This is a genomic window from Halolamina sp. (assembly GCF_036626355.1).
Classification (GTDB): domain Archaea; phylum Halobacteriota; class Halobacteria; order Halobacteriales; family Haloferacaceae; genus Halolamina.
The window spans coordinates 1-13,993 of the sequence record NZ_JAZKRY010000076.1 but is presented as its reverse complement, the minus strand read 5'-3'; the positions used below and the strand labels follow the sequence as shown (position 1 = coordinate 13,993).

Genomic DNA, 13,993 nt, shown 5'->3' with positions numbered 1-13,993 from the left:
CGGTCTGGGGCGGCGTCGGGGCTCATTGCATCTTGGGGGGTGGTTTTCGGGGTTAAGGGTGGCGAGAAACGAGGCTGTTAAACGCCAACGAGCGGAGCGAGTGAGCGGCAAACTGCCTCGAGACGCGAGCGTGGCGGTTGGGGGAGCTGAGCCTACGCGGCGATAGTTGCAAAAAACGAACTGCCGGTCAGTCGAACTGCTCGGTCACGGCGCCGATGACCGCAATCTCCACTTCCTCGCGCGCTCCGGAGAGGAACTCGATGCGGCACTCGCGGAGTCCGGCAGCGGAGATACCCGCGTTCGGAGCGTTCTCGGCGGCGTCGAGCGCGACCGCACGCAGGTCAAGATCCGTTTCGGCACGGATCCAGAGCTTGTCCATGGCGATACCGATGGTGACCTCGGCGTCACTGCGGCGGTGGAGTTCGTCGAGCAGCAGCGATGTCGGCGGGAAGTCGTACTTGTGGGTGTAGGAGTCGGTGTCCAACACAGCCACGCTGACGCCGGCGGCCTCGCTCTCTTCGGTGTTGGCCTGCGCCGTCTCGACCTCGGTGTCGAGTTTTTCGCGGAACTGCGTCGCGATGTGGCCGGCCAAGGACTCCTCGGCGGCCACATCTTCGGGCGCGCCGGCGGCCGCGACGGCCTCCTCGCTCTCGCCGAACAGCAGGTCGCCGATGAGCTCACGTTTCTCGGAGTAGGACTGGTAGTACGCCTCCAGCGCGACAGCTTCCCGGAGTTCGGTCACGTGCTCCTCGTCGAAGCCCGCGTCGCGAGCGGCGTCGAGGTAGCTCTGGGGCGTGTCCTCCCAGTAGCTCACCGCCGGGAGGTGGGCGATCTCGTCGCCAACCCCGCTGTTGAGCGTCGTCGCGAGTGACGAGGCCAGTGCACCCGTCGAGAGCGCGTCGTCGCTCTCGGGGTTGACCAGTACGTCCGTGACGGCGGCGATTTCGGGGTCAGCGGGTGCGGCGTCGACGATGATCCGGTCCGCGCCGTAGATGCCGAGCATCTCCAGTCCGTCCTCACTCTCGACCGTGGAGGCGGTGCCGGCGAGCACGACCAGGGGCAGCTTCTCGTCGTGGCGCTCGCGGTCCTGCAGCATCTTCGTCACGTCGTTGGTCGCGTCGTTCATCCCGTAAACCGCGTCCTCCAGCGGCCGGCGGTTGACGTAATGGTACTCGGCGTCGCTGGTGGCGTGCTCCTCACGCACCAGCGGCAGGATGGCACGTTCGAGCGCCACGCCGGCGACGTAGCCGTCGGCGGTCGCGCCGTGGCGGACCACGATCGGTCGGGACTCGAGCACTGCGCGGCGGATGGACTCGGCGGCGTCGAGCAGGTTGCCGGAGATGGCCTCCAGCCGCTCGTCATGCGCGACGAGGGTCAGCTCATCGGGGCGGGCCCGGTCGGTCATCGCGTCGGCGAGGCGTCGCTCGACTTCGGCGGCCTCGTCGCCTTCCAGTTCAACCAGCGCCTCGGTCTCGACCTGGATCTCGTCGTGTCGGAGCTCGACCTCGCCGTCGAGACGGACGATGTCGCCGATCTCGATCTCGGGGTAGGCGCGCACGCCGGCTTCGACGAACGCCGCACAGTCGGCGACGCCCGTCTCGTCGCGAAGCTCGAACACCGTCGGCCCGCCGGTCTGGCGAGCGCTGACGACTTCGCCCTCGATGCGGACGAGTTCGTCGACACGATCCGGAAGGTCGGCGATTTCGCTGTGCGTTGCCTCGCGGGGTTCCGGCTCCGCTGCGGTCTCCGTTTCCGCCGCCGGTTCGGCCCCGGCTTCAGCTTCGGGCTCCGGTTCGGACTCGGCCTCGGATTCAGGCTCCGCAGTCGGCGCCGCCGTCTCGGGTTCTGATACCGTCTCGACCGGCTCCGGTTCGGGCTCTTCCTCCGTCTCCGTTTCCGCTTCCGTGGTTACGCCGGTCTCGACGGCACCTCCCCCACCGTCGCTCTCGGCCGTTCCTCGCTCACGCCCGTTTCCCTCGTCGCTCCGCTCACTCCCGTTTCCCTCTTCGACCTCCTCGGGCAGTTTCTCCTCGGTTCGTTCCTGAATGAGCGTCCCACGGAACTCACCCTCCGACTGACGAATGGAGGAAGTGAGGTCGACGTTGCCGTTCTCTCGGACGCTCTTCACCTGGACGTAGACTGTGTCGCCGGCCTCCCAGTCGAGGCTCTCCAGCCGGCCGTCGATCTCCGAACGGTGGAGCAGTCCGGTGACATTGGGCGAGAGGTCGATGAACACGCCGAAATCGGCGTAGCCGTCGACGACGCCCCGGTAGAACCGGTTGCGGACCAGCTGGTCGGGGCTGTCGCCCCGGAAATCGAACACTACGTCTTCTTCGTGAGACTGACAGATGCGGCCATCGACGTCCTGGCCGCAGATGATACAGTTACCCATTTGGAAGAAACCACACGGTCCGCCCTAAAGGCGTTGTCGAAACGGACCGCCGACGATCACGGTCGGCAGTCGCGAGCCGGCGGCGTGATGGGGCCTACGCCGCCGTCTGGGCGGTGATCTCACCCGTCGGACAGCGTCGCCTCGATGTCGGTGCCCAGTTCGCGCGCGACATCCCTGTCGAGCGCGATTTCGACCTCGTTCCCCTCGCCGTCGGCGAAGGCGAGTTTGAGCTGTTGGTCGCCGAACGGCCGCGCCTCGGTCTCCTCGACGTGGTAGAGTTTCGCGGTCGCATCGGTCGTTTTCGGCCCGACGTGTTTGACGGCGCCGTCCTCCAGTTCCAGCAACAGGTCCTCGATGGAGAGCGTCAGCATAGCGGAGAGCCCGGGCGCGCGCTACAAAGCCCTTCGGCTCAGCGAGTGAGTCCGTCCGGCCGCTGATAGTGATTACGGCGAATCGGTGCATCGACGGTGTCGAACGCCGCCGGTTCAGGGGCTCCCATCACCGACACGGATGGTCACGGCGGGACAGACTCGCAGTACTCACTATGAGACGAGTCCGGCGGCAGAGAAGCCGCCGAACGCGTAGCCGAACACGAACGCTGCGGGGAGTGCAGCCGCAAGGACCGCCCGCAGGAGCGACGTGTCGTGGCGGACTGCCGTTCCGACCACGAGCAACCCAGCTCCGTAGAGACAGCAGCCGATCCGAAGCGGCGGCCACGGCACCGCCGCGAACAGGCACGGCGCCGTCGAGTAGGCGATGAGCTGGACCGTCTCGCTCACGCCGCCGCGGTCGGGCGCGAGCAGCACGAGCCCGAGCGTTTCGAGTGCCGCCGCCAGGTGGAACGTCGCAGGTGCGAGAAACAGCCCGACGGTGAGCAGTACGAGCAGCCCACGGAGCACCCCGGCCTCGGGAACGAAGGGTGGGAGCTCGGGGAGGTCGCCACTCACCAACCGCCCCACGGCGACGACGAGCGCGATCAGGACGCCGAAGACGAGTCCAGGAGCCTGGTCGGCAGGCGCGACGCCGTTACGGAAGAACCTGCGCGGACGGAGCACCACCTCCGCCCACGCACGAGCGAGCCCGCGCGGGCCGCGAGCGCGACCCCCTTCCGGCTCAGCAACCCAGGTCGTCATCAGCCAGTCCGCAGCGTGTGGCAGTTCCGGCAGCGCGCCTCGTAGGACTCCTCGGCGCCGACGACGATCGTCGGATCGTCGACGTGAGCAGGCCTGCCGTCGACGAGTCGCTGGTTGCGGGTCGCCGGCTCGCCACAGACGGTGCAGATGGCTCGGAGCTTGTCGACGTACTCGGCGGTCGCCATCAGCTCTGGCAGCGGCGTGAACGGCTCGCCCCGGAACGTGATATCGGTCCCCGAGACGATGACGCGGCGACCGTCCCCGGCGAGCTTCTCACAGACGTCGACGAGCTCCTCGGTGAAGAAGTTCGCCTCGTCGATCGCGACGACCTGCTCCCCGTTGAGATGGTCCTCGAGGTCCCACACGCCCGCGCCCTCGTTTTCGATAACCTGTGCGTCCCACTGTCGCCCCTCGTGGGAGCCGATGGTGGTCTCGCCGAACCGGTCGTCGATGGCCGGCGTGAACGCCGCGACGTCCTGGCCCGCGATCTCGGCGCGTCGCAGGCGACGCAGGAGTTCCTCGGTCTTCCCGGAGAACATCGACCCGGTGACGACCTCCACCCATCCGCTCCGGGTGATCTTGTGCATGGTCGAAGCCGGACAGCGAACGGGTAAAGGGTTGCTGAACCGGGCGGCTCTTTTCGGGTGCTCAGAACATTGTCAGTCAGCGCCTCGAATCGGTGCCTCCAGGCGCTTGGCAGTCAGCGCCTCGAATCGGTGCCTCCAGGCGCTTGACAGTCAGCGCCTCGAATCGTTGTCCCCGGCTGGTTGCCAGCCAAAAACGCCGAAATCGCGTCCGGGCCGAACACTGAGGCGGGCGCGCCCAGCCCCAGTAACTGCGTCACTTTCCCGGCCATCCCACCGGTCACGTCTTCCCCGGCGCCACTCCCGCCGAGCACCGATTCAACCTGCTCGAACGCGGTGATCTCGGGGATCACCTCGTCATTGGCGTCCAGCACGCCTGGCACTGTCGAGCAGAGCCCAACGCGTTCGGCGTCGAGTTCTTCCGCGGCCGTGGTGACGATTTCATCGCCCGAGAGTACGGTCACGCCCTCGCCAGCCGTCGCGAGGACGTCGCCGTGGAGCACCGGGACGAACCCCTCGCCCAGCATCGTCGCCACCTGCGAGAGCGGGAGGTCGAGGTTGCCGGCCTCGTCGCGCGCACCGGCCGAAAGCGGGTGGACCGGCACCGCCGGCACGTCCCGCTCGTGGAGTCGAGAGAGGACGAACTTGTTCAGCGTCGTCATCGCGCCGTGGATGGCGATAGCCTCGGCTGCGTCGCTGGTCCCCTCGGTGGTCGACACGCCAGCTTCGCTTGCATGATGGTGGCCGAAGCTTCCGCCGCCGTGGACGACCACTAACTCCGACACGTCGCCGTGGACTACCGCATCCGCGATGGCGTCCGCGGCGGCGTTTAGCGCCGCCCCGTCCAGCGTCTCCGGACGGTCCTTCTCGGTGATGACGGAGCCACCGAGTTTTAACACAACGGTCATTCTTCGGCGCGCACCCCCTCGGTCGCGAGTTCCGCACGGAACGTCTGTGCACAGTCGGGGGTGTAGCCGAGCGCGCTCTGTGTCGAGTCGGTGTCGTCAACTGCGACCATACAGCCGCCGCCGCCCGCGCCGGTGAGCTTCGCCCCCGCGGCGCCGGCGTCGCGAGCCGCCCACACCATCGTGTCCAGCGAGCGCGAGGAGACCCCCAGCGCCGAGAGCAGCCCGTGGTTGAAGTCCATCAGCTCCCCGAGTTCCTGGAGGAGCGCGCCATCCGGTTTCTCGCCCGGGTCCGCATCGGCGAGCAGCGTCTCCCCCCGGCGAGTGATGTCGCCGATGGTCTCGACGGTGTCGGCGGCGAACTCGTAGCGCTCGCGCAGCTCACGCACTGCCGCGACGAGTTCTGCCGTATCGCCCGCGCCGCCGTCGTAGCCGACGACGAGCGGGAGTTCCGGCGCATCGATCGCCCGCGTATCGTCGCCCTCGACACGAACTGCTCCGCCCATCGCCGAGCAGAACGTGTCCGCGCGGGACGCCTGGCCCTCCTGAACGGTGTGTTCGGCCTGATACGCCCGATTGGCGAGCTCTCGGGGGTCGATACGCTGGTCGCGGGAGCGGACCGCGGCGTCGATCGCCGCGACGACGACCGCCGCCGAGGAGCCGAGGCCGCCCCCGAGCGGGATATCGCTCTCGACAGTGATGTCGAACCCTGCGTCGTGGTCGTCGAGGGCGTCCCGGGCCTGTGCGACAGCCTCCTCGATGTAGCCCATCGCCGCCTCCACGAGCGACGAGGGGACGTCCACGTCGGGGCGGTCCTTCGTCGACTCGGCCCACTCGACGGTGAACCCGTCGAGAGAGAGGTCAACTGCCTCAACGCGGACGTGGTCGTCGTCCCTGGGCTCGGCAGTTACGCGCGCCCGGCGCTCGATGGCGCAGGGCACCGCCGGCTCGCCGTACACCACGGCGTGCTCCCCGAAGAGATACACCTTCCCGGGGGCGCTCGAAACGGTCATACTCGAGCCGTGGCCCCCGGAGGTTACAGTAGTTCCGACTGCCAGTCGGCCGACCCCGCCTCGGACTCGTGAGAGCCCGCTCGACTACTCGCCGACCGGTAACTCGTCAGCCTCCGGGTCGAACGCGTGAACCTCGTCGCCGTCACTGACGTTCGGGGCGCCGATAGCGAGCACTTCGACAGGCTCCTCGGCGGTCTCCGGACAGAACGCCCGGTGGGGTGACCTGGGTTCGGCGGCGAACAGCTCGTCGGCGCCGAGCTCGTAGGTCCGCTCGGGCGTCTCGACGTGGAGACTTCCCGAGATGACGTAGAACGCCTCCTCCTGCTCGTCGTGATAGTGATACGCCAGTGGGATCTCCTCGCCCGGGTCGGCGCTGTAGCGGTTGACTGCCACGGCCGAGAGGCCGGCCGGGTCGGTCAGCCGCCGGAGCGTACACGGGCGGTTCTCGGCGTTCGGTACCTCGTCGACGTCGACGATGCTGTAGCCCATAAGGTGGCCTCTCTTGCAGGATCAAAAAGCCCGTCGGCGACGACCGAATCGACAAGCCAGCGGCTGGTCGGGGACGAGAAACGCGTGAAAAGGGTCAGTGAGCCGTTAGAGGCCGGCTTCGAAGTCCTCGAGGGCGTACGCTGGCTCTGCGCCACGGCGGTCGAGCGTCTCGTTGGCAAGCAGCCAGTAGACGACCGAGAGCGCGCGTCGGCCCTTGTTGTTCGTCGGGATGACGAGGTCGACGTTCGACACCGCGTTGTTCGAGTCACACATGGCGATGACGGGGATGCCGACCGTGATGGCCTCCTTGACGGCCTGAGAGTCACCGATCGGGTCGGTGACGACCAGCACGTCAGGCTCGATGTAGCCGTCGTACTTCGGGTTGGTCAGGGTCCCCGGGATGAACCGCCCGGTGCGGGCGCGGGCGCCGATGGCGTCCGCGAACTTCTCGGCCGGGAACCGACCGTACTGCCGCGAGGAGGTGACGAGCACCTGCTCGGGGTTGTAGTTGGCGAGGAAATCCGCAGCCGTGCGGATGCGACCGTCCGTTCGGCTCACGTCGAGCACGAACAGTCCGTCGTCACGGACGCGGTGGATGAACCGCTCCATGTCCTTTGTCTTCTGCTGGGTTCCGATGTGGACTCCAGCGGAGAGATAGTCCTCGACGGGGATGAGGAGATCTGCTTTCTCCTCTTCGGGCATCACGTCCTCGTCGAAGCGGGACTCTTCCTCGGCCTCTTCGGCCACTGTTGTCTCGGCGTCAGCCTCTGCGGCCTCGGCGCTCTCTACCGCCGCCTGGGTATCGGCGGCCTCGCCGGCCACCTCCTCCTCGGCGGGTTCTGTCTCGTCGTTTTCGCTTTCGCTCATACAGCGTCCTCCGCGATGCGGATGAGTTCATTGAGTTTGGCAGTTCGCTCGCCCCCGACGGTCCCCGTCTTGATGAACGGGGCGCCGGTCGCGACGGCGAGGTGTGCGATCGTGACGTCCTCGGTCTCCCCCGAACGGTGGGAGACGACCGGGGTGACGCCGTTCCGGGTTGCGAGCTCGATGGCGTCGACCGCCAGCGAGAGCGTCCCGATCTGGTTGGGCTTGATCAGGATGCTGTTGCCAGCGCCCTGGTCGATCCCCTGCTGGAGCCGCTCGACGTTGGTGACGAACAGGTCGTCGCCGCAGACGAGCGTCCGGTCTGCTCGCGAGCGCTGCCCGCTCGCGTTCGAGGCGCTCGGCGCCTCGGTGCCCACTCTCTCAGTCAGGTCGGCGAAGCCGGCGAAATCGTTCTCCTCCAGCGGGTCCTCGACGTAGACGAGATCGTACTCCTCGACCAGCTCGGCGACGTAGTCGACCTGCTCCTCCGGGGAGCGGGCTGTGTTGCCGTACCGGTAGACCTCGCCGTCCCACAGCTCCGAAGCCGCGATGTCGAGGCCGAAGCCGACCTCGAACCCGAACTCCGCTTCGACGGACTCACACGCCGTCGCGACGAGTTCGAACGCCTCGGAATCATCGATTGCGGGCGCCCACGCGCCCTCGTCGCCCTTCGCGGCAGCGACGCCCCGCTCTGCGAGCAGGTCGCCGACTTCCTCGTGGACCGCCGCGTTGGCGAACACCGCCTCCTGGACGGAGGGAGCGCCCACGGGCGCCGCGAGGAACTCCTGAACGTGGGTCGCATCCGCGGCGTGCTCGCCGCCGCCGACCACGTTCCCGAGCGGCACGGGGAACGCGTCGCCGCGGAAGGCGCCGCCGAGATGCTGGTACAGCGGCGCCCCGAGCACGTCGGCGCCGGCTTTCGCCGCCGCCATCGAGATCGCGACCGCGCTGTTGGCGCCGAGCTCCGAGAAGTTCTCGGTGCCGTCGGCGCTCCGTAGCGCGGAATCGACCTCGCGCTGGTTCCCCGCGTGGACCTCCTCCACGAGTCGGGGAACCGCGCGCTTCCGGGCCGCAGCGATTGCCTCGCCGGGGGGAAGCTCGATCGCCTCGTACTCGCCGGTGCTGGCCCCGGAGGGGGCCGCCGCGCGGCCGAAGCCGCCCGACACGGTGAGTACATCAGCTTCGACCGTGGGGTTGCCACGGGAGTCGAGCACCCGACGGAGCGAGACGCCGCTGATACGCGTCATATGCCCTCCCGTCGAACGGTGAACGGCAGGACGCCGGCGTCGTACTCCTCGGCCGCGATGAGGTACGGCTCCGTCGTCTCAGTGTTCACCAGCACGGGCGCGCCGTACGACAACTGCAGCGCTCTGGCGCCGATGATGCGTGCCTTCTCGTACCGGTTGAACTCCATGCTCATTGGTAGGGGGAGACCACGTCGACCAGGTCGCGGTGGCTCACCATCATCCGCCGGCAGCAGTGGCGGGTGACGCCGAGGTCGTCCAGTACTTCGCCGGGGTCCTCGTCGCCCTCACGACCGCGTTCGTGGAACTCCTCCCAGTGTTCGCCGATGACGTTTCCACAGCTGAAACACCGGACGGGTATCATCATGGGTAGATCACCTCAGCGGTAGGACTTCTGGTAGCGGGCACGCGCACCGGGCCCACCCCACTTCTTGGGTTCGGGCTGGCGCGAGTCGTTCACCAGCAGCGAGCGATCGAACTCCAGGAACGCGTCGCGGAGCTCAGCATCCTGCAGATGCTGGACCAGCCCGCGCGCGATGGCGGTGCGGGCGGCGTCAGCCTGGCCCGCGAAGCCGCCGCCGGAGACGGTGACGTCGATGTCGACGCCCTCGCGGAGCTCCTCGCCCGAGATGCGGAACGGCTCCAGCATCTTCAGCCGAGAGAGCTCTGGTTCGACCAGCTCGACGGGCTGGGAGTTGATACGAACGCGGCCCTCGCCCTCGCTTACGGTGGCGCGGGCGACAGCCGTCTTCTTCTTACCGGACGTGTTCGTTACCATGTCTTGTTGGCGCCGAGGTTCTCGGAGACCTCGCCGAGCGAGGTGAATTTGATGTTCGAGAGCCGGTCGAGCGAGGTGCCCTCGAGCACCTGCCCGTCGCGGTCGTGGGGGTTGCCCACGTAGACGCGCACGCTCTCGAAGGCCTCACGGCCACGATCCTGCTTGTACGGAACCATGCCGCGGATCGCACGCTTGAAGATGCGGTCCGGGCGCTTCGGGTAGTACGGTCCCGAGTCCGAGCCGAGGTTCGCGCGGGTCCGGTAGGTGTCCATCGTGGACTCCTCGTTACCCGTGATGACTGCGTGTTCGGCGTTGATGATGGCGACGCGGTCGCCGTCGAGAGCGCGCTGTGCGACCTCGCTGGCGACGCGACCCATGATACAGTCCCGTGCGTCGACGACCAGATCAGCGTCCCACTCCGCGACGCTCATCGGATCACCCGCACGTTGCTACCTTCGGGGTTGGTCTCGAGTATCTGTTCGAGCTGTACGGCGTCGCCGACCTGATCGATCTTCGTCCGGGCGGTTCCGGAGAAGTTCACGGCGGCGACGGTGATCTCCTTCTGGAGCACACCGCTGCCAAGCACTTTACCGGGCACGATAACGGTCTCGTCTTCCTGTGCGTAGCGCTCGATGCGCCCCAGGTTGACCTCCGCGTGCGTGCGGCGCGGCTTCTCCAGGCGGTCGGCGACGTCTGTCCAGACGCCGGCACCGTTCTCCCGGGAAACCGACTTGAGCTCAGCGATGAGGCTCTGGAGTCTCGGGTTCGTCTTGTTGCTACTCATGGATTGACCTCTGGGGTGGAGTTGCCTCCAAAAACGGAGAGTGCAAGGAGCAGGAGTTGAACCGGAGCGGGACCTCACTAAGTTCGGTCTCGCAGGGCTCAAATCTGTCCCGATGCATTCTCACTGCTCTCGCGTTCGGTCGAGTCGAGAAATGCAGGGAGCAGGATTTGAACCTGCGGACCTCTACAGGACAGCGCCCTGAACGCTGCGCCGTTGGCCTGACTTGGCTATCCCTGCCTGCACTCTCGACTACTGGATGACCCTTCAAAGCGGTTTCGGTCCGACCACACGACACGGCGACGCCGCTACTCCGTCTCGGGGGGCGCGCGTCGGGGTGGTGTCGTATGGCGGTCATCGTTATACTGCGACTTTCTCCTGCAGTTCGTCCGCGCGCAACTGAATCGAGTCGATGCCGCGGAGCACCAGTTCTTCGACCGACATGGAGCCGTCCGTCTCCACGTGGAAGACGAACGCGCCGGGGACGTCCTCGACGTCGAGCTCCTTGCCGGGGTAGTTCTGTGTCAGGTCGTTGCCGAACGTGTCCGTGTGGACGAGCTCGCCGTCCTCGGTCTCGATGACCCCGCGCAGGATGTTGGGCTCCTCCTCGTCGAACTCGCCTTTCTCCCCGACAACCGACACTTTCTGGAGATGTCGGTAGCCGACGGCGACGCCGCCGGACTGCTTGACGTGGTCGCTGCCACGCTCGAGAACCGCTTGGGCTTCCAGCTCGATGCGCTGGTTCTCGCCGCTGGGGTTCTCCTTCAGCTCGATGATGGGGATGTTCTCTTCGGCGGGCTGGACGTCCGGATCCGACGACTCGATGTCGCCGGAGTAGGCCGTGGCCGGCCCCTCCACGTCGAGTGCAAGGGTGACGGTGTCACCGATCTCGAAGTCCTCGGGGGTGGTCAACGGGACGAGACCGAGCCGGAGCCCGATCATCTCGTCGAACATCACCGAGGAGTTCTGCACCATCCGGACCGTGTCGATGCTCAGCGTCGGTACGTCGGCGACCATCGCCCGGCGCAGCCCGTTGGCGAACGCAGGCGTCAGGCCACGGACGAGGATCCGCGCCTCGCGGTCGTCGCCCCGGATGAACTCGACGTCGAATTCGTCTGACATGGGTTACAGTCGGTTCTTCTTGGCTGCTCGCGTCCCGTCGTGGGGAAGCGGCGTGACGTCCTCGATGCGACCGATCTCCAGGCCGGCTCGGGCGAGCGCACGGATCGTCGCCTGCGCACCCGGACCGGGGGATTTTGTCTCGTTGCCGCCAGGCCCGCGAACACGAACGTGAACGCCGCCGATACCGGCAGCTTTCACTTCGTCGACGACGGCCTCCGCCATCTGCATCGCGGCGTAGGGCGACGCCTCGTCGCGGTTCTGCTTGACGACGGTCCCACCGGAGGACTTCGCGACGGTTTCTGCGCCGGTCGCGTCGGTCACCGTGATCAGCGTGTTGTTGAACGACGCGAACACGTGTGCGATACCCCACTTCTCGGCGTCTGCGTTCTCGCTCTCACTCATTCTTGACCCTCCGCGCGTGCGGGATGGAGCTCGTCTGCGAGCACCGAGTTCTCGTCGAACTCGATGTTGTCCTCCTCGGAGACAGTCACGAACTTCGAGGGCTCGGTGACCCGAGCGCCGTCGACGGTGACGTGACCGTGGACGAGGAACTGTCGCGCCTGCTGGGGCGTCGACGCCAGCCCCTGCCGGTAGGCGACGGTCTGGAACCGGCGCTCGAGCACGTCGGTCACGTCGAGCGACAGGACCTTCGAGATGTCGTCGCCCTCGTTGAGAATTCCGAGCTTCGTGAGGCGTGCGACGAACTCCGCACCCATCTCACCGGCGAGCGCTGTGTCACCCTGCGCGGCGCCGAGGAGGCGTCGGGCCTCACGGCGGAAATCGCGCAGGCGGGACTGGGCTCGCCAGAGCTCCTCTTTGGTCTCCAGGCCGTAGCGGTCGACGAGGCCCGCTTCCTCGGCGATCCGCTCGCCCTGGTAGGGATGATTCGGCGTCTCGTACCGCTTGGTTGCGTTGCCGGTCGTCATTCTTCCTCACCCGCTGCTTCTTCTTCCTCCATCTCCTCGCGGATCTCCTCGATGTTGACCCCGATGGTCCCCTCGGTTCGACCCGTGGACTTCGTTCGCTGCCCGCGGACCTTCTTGCCGCGCTTGTGGCGAACGCCCTTGTAGGAGCTGATCATCTTCATGCGGTTGATGTCGTGGCGTCGCGATTCCTCGAGGTCACTCCCGGTGACGTGGGTGGTTTCGCCGGAGAAGAAGTCCTTCTGGCGGTTGGCCATCCACGACGGGATTATCTCGTCGAGGTTGTCGACGACGTCGACGACGCTTTCGATCTCGTCGTCGTCGAGTCGTCCGAACGTCGCCTGCCGATTTACGTCGGCCTCGTCGGCGACGATGCGCGCCATGCGCTTGCCGATGCCTTTCAGTTCACTGAGGGACCGCTCGACGGATTTGGTCCCGTCCAGGTCGGTCTGCCCGATCCGGACGAAATACTGGAGGTCCTCGTCCTCCTCCGTCTCGCCGTCCGCTGGTTCTTCTGCACTCATATCTGGTTGGGTTCGGTGCGAGCGTTGCGGCGGGGATTTGAACCCCGGAGGCTGTGCGCCACAGAGTTAGCAACCCTGCGCCTTGGGCCAGGCTAGGCTACCGCAACCCGCGTTCTGGTATCATCGCCCCTCTCCGCTCGGGACTCGGGACCTGGCGCCCCTACAGTTCACTACACACTTCAGTTCCGGCACTGGACACTTAAGCATCACGGAACGGGGGAGGGTGTGAGAGGGCGGCACAAGTCGGGGACGGCTCGGCGACGCGGTCGTGGCCGTCGACGGCCAACCCCGTCGCCGAAGAAGCTGTTTCGGTCCCGGTGACGCCGGAGGGAGCCGGGGGCTCCGGTTACAGCCCCAACAGCTCCCGTGCCTCGGCAGGCGTCGCGACCGGCCGGCCGAGCTCCTCGGCGATGCGGACGCTCCGCCGGACTAACTGTGCGCTGCTCTCGGCCGGCTCGCCTTTCCGGTAGTAGAGATTGTCCTCCAGGCCGACCCGGACGTGGCCACCGAGGAGCATCGACATCGTCGTCAGCGGGAGCTGATGGGGGCCGAACGCGAGCGTCGTGAACTCCGCGCCGTCGGGGAGGCTGTCGACGAGGGTGAGGAGATTTCGAGGATGGGGCACGCTTGTCGTCCCGCCGCCGAAGACGAGGTTGACGTACGGCGGTTCGGCGAACTCGTCCCAGATGGCCAGGGCCTCGTTGAGGTGGCCGCCGTTGAACAGCTCCAGCTCCGGTTTGATACCGCGGGCCTGCATCTCCTCGTGGAGCGCCTCGACGAGCGCGCGGGTGTTCTCGCTGGTGAGGTGGTCGTAGCGATTCAGCGGCCCCATGTCCAGCGACGCCATCTCCGGCGCGGGGTCGGTTCGCAGCGGCTCGGCCCGCAACGCGTCCGGTGCGGCAGTCCCGCCGGTGGAGTGCTGGATGATGGCGTCGTCGGTCGCCTCCCGCACCGCCTCGGTGAGTGTTTGGAACCGCGCCGTCGCGAACGCGCGCTCACCCGACTGCTTGCGCGCGTGCAGATGAAGGATACTCGCGCCGGCCGCTTCGGCATTCTTCGCAGCTTCGGCGACCTCATCGGGCGTTTCGGGAAGATTGGGGTTCGCCTCCTTCCCCTGGACGCCGCCAGTCAGCGCCGCGGTGACGATAAGCGGTTTCCCCGCCCGATACTCGTCGTAGGTCACGACTGCTCACCCGCCTCGGCCTCAACGGACTCCGCGTCGCCGTCGTCCGACGCGCCTG

General features: G+C 67.0%; 19 protein-coding genes and 2 tRNA genes. All 21 read right to left on the bottom strand.

The window, feature by feature from the left end; genetic code table 11:
* Nucleotides 1–187: 187 nt before the first annotated feature.
* Complete coding sequence (locus V5A38_RS11800) at nt 188–2,392, bottom strand: OB-fold nucleic acid binding domain-containing protein (RefSeq protein WP_332325962.1); 2,205 nt, start codon at nt 2,390–2,392, stop codon at nt 188–190.
* Nucleotides 2,393–2,511: 119 nt separating this feature from the next.
* Nucleotides 2,512–2,763: a hypothetical protein gene (locus V5A38_RS11795; protein WP_332325961.1), complete on the bottom strand. Its 252-nt coding sequence runs from the start codon at nt 2,761–2,763 to the stop codon at nt 2,512–2,514.
* 171 nt (nt 2,764–2,934) lie between these two features.
* On the bottom strand, nt 2,935–3,525 hold the full coding sequence (locus V5A38_RS11790) for a YIP1 family protein (protein WP_332325960.1): 591 nt from the start codon (nt 3,523–3,525) through the stop codon (nt 2,935–2,937).
* Nucleotides 3,525–4,112 carry a thymidine kinase gene (locus V5A38_RS11785; RefSeq protein ID WP_332325959.1) on the bottom strand — a complete coding sequence of 196 codons (588 nt, stop codon included), beginning with the start codon at nt 4,110–4,112 and terminating at the stop codon, nt 3,525–3,527. Before V5A38_RS11785 ends, V5A38_RS11790 begins: the two co-directional genes overlap by 1 nt.
* 113 nt (nt 4,113–4,225) lie before the next feature.
* Nucleotides 4,226–5,017 (bottom strand): isopentenyl phosphate kinase, encoded by a 792-nt coding sequence (locus V5A38_RS11780; RefSeq protein ID WP_332325958.1) that lies wholly within the window; start codon nt 5,015–5,017, stop codon nt 4,226–4,228.
* A complete protein-coding gene (gene mvk, locus V5A38_RS11775) occupies nt 5,014–6,027 on the bottom strand; it encodes a mevalonate kinase (protein WP_332325957.1) in 1,014 nt (337 codons plus the stop codon). The genes V5A38_RS11780 and mvk overlap by 4 nt, the downstream gene beginning before the upstream one ends.
* 84 nt (nt 6,028–6,111) lie before the next feature.
* Nucleotides 6,112–6,516: a cupin domain-containing protein gene (locus V5A38_RS11770; RefSeq protein ID WP_332325956.1), complete on the bottom strand. Its 405-nt coding sequence runs from the start codon at nt 6,514–6,516 to the stop codon at nt 6,112–6,114.
* A gap of 105 nt (nt 6,517–6,621) precedes the next feature.
* Complete coding sequence (gene rpsB, locus V5A38_RS11765; RefSeq protein ID WP_332325955.1) at nt 6,622–7,383, bottom strand: 30S ribosomal protein S2; 762 nt, start codon at nt 7,381–7,383, stop codon at nt 6,622–6,624.
* Nucleotides 7,380–8,627 (bottom strand): phosphopyruvate hydratase, encoded by a 1,248-nt coding sequence (locus V5A38_RS11760; protein ID WP_332325954.1) that lies wholly within the window; start codon nt 8,625–8,627, stop codon nt 7,380–7,382. The genes rpsB and V5A38_RS11760 overlap by 4 nt, the downstream gene beginning before the upstream one ends.
* Entirely contained in the window at nt 8,624–8,800 is a 177-nt protein-coding gene (locus V5A38_RS11755; RefSeq protein WP_332325953.1) for a DNA-directed RNA polymerase subunit K, read from the bottom strand. Before V5A38_RS11755 ends, V5A38_RS11760 begins: the two co-directional genes overlap by 4 nt.
* Complete coding sequence (locus V5A38_RS11750) at nt 8,797–8,991, bottom strand: DNA-directed RNA polymerase subunit N (protein ID WP_332325952.1); 195 nt, start codon at nt 8,989–8,991, stop codon at nt 8,797–8,799. Before V5A38_RS11750 ends, V5A38_RS11755 begins: the two co-directional genes overlap by 4 nt.
* Nucleotides 8,992–9,003: 12 nt before the next feature.
* Nucleotides 9,004–9,402 (bottom strand): 30S ribosomal protein S9, encoded by a 399-nt coding sequence (locus V5A38_RS11745; protein WP_332325951.1) that lies wholly within the window; start codon nt 9,400–9,402, stop codon nt 9,004–9,006.
* Complete coding sequence (locus V5A38_RS11740; RefSeq protein WP_332325950.1) at nt 9,396–9,833, bottom strand: 50S ribosomal protein L13; 438 nt, start codon at nt 9,831–9,833, stop codon at nt 9,396–9,398. Before V5A38_RS11740 ends, V5A38_RS11745 begins: the two co-directional genes overlap by 7 nt.
* Entirely contained in the window at nt 9,830–10,186 is a 357-nt protein-coding gene (locus tag V5A38_RS11735) for a 50S ribosomal protein L18e (RefSeq protein ID WP_332325949.1), read from the bottom strand. Before V5A38_RS11735 ends, V5A38_RS11740 begins: the two co-directional genes overlap by 4 nt.
* 152 nt (nt 10,187–10,338) lie before the next feature.
* A tRNA-Leu gene (locus V5A38_RS11730) sits at nt 10,339–10,423 on the bottom strand.
* A gap of 120 nt (nt 10,424–10,543) precedes the next feature.
* On the bottom strand, nt 10,544–11,305 hold the full coding sequence (locus tag V5A38_RS11725) for a DNA-directed RNA polymerase subunit D (protein ID WP_332325948.1): 762 nt from the start codon (nt 11,303–11,305) through the stop codon (nt 10,544–10,546).
* A 3-nt stretch (nt 11,306–11,308) separates the two neighbouring features.
* Nucleotides 11,309–11,707, bottom strand: coding sequence for a 30S ribosomal protein S11 (locus V5A38_RS11720; protein ID WP_332325947.1), 399 nt, complete (start codon nt 11,705–11,707; stop codon nt 11,309–11,311).
* On the bottom strand, nt 11,704–12,231 hold the full coding sequence (locus V5A38_RS11715) for a 30S ribosomal protein S4 (protein ID WP_332325946.1): 528 nt from the start codon (nt 12,229–12,231) through the stop codon (nt 11,704–11,706). The genes V5A38_RS11720 and V5A38_RS11715 overlap by 4 nt, the downstream gene beginning before the upstream one ends.
* Complete coding sequence (locus V5A38_RS11710) at nt 12,228–12,752, bottom strand: 30S ribosomal protein S13 (RefSeq protein ID WP_332325945.1); 525 nt, start codon at nt 12,750–12,752, stop codon at nt 12,228–12,230. Before V5A38_RS11710 ends, V5A38_RS11715 begins: the two co-directional genes overlap by 4 nt.
* 22 nt (nt 12,753–12,774) lie before the next feature.
* Nucleotides 12,775–12,859: transfer RNA gene (locus V5A38_RS11705), tRNA-Ser, on the bottom strand.
* 239 nt (nt 12,860–13,098) lie between these two features.
* Nucleotides 13,099–13,935, bottom strand: coding sequence for a 3-keto-5-aminohexanoate cleavage protein (locus tag V5A38_RS11700; protein WP_332325944.1), 837 nt, complete (start codon nt 13,933–13,935; stop codon nt 13,099–13,101).
* Nucleotides 13,936–13,993: the final 58 nt, after the last annotated feature.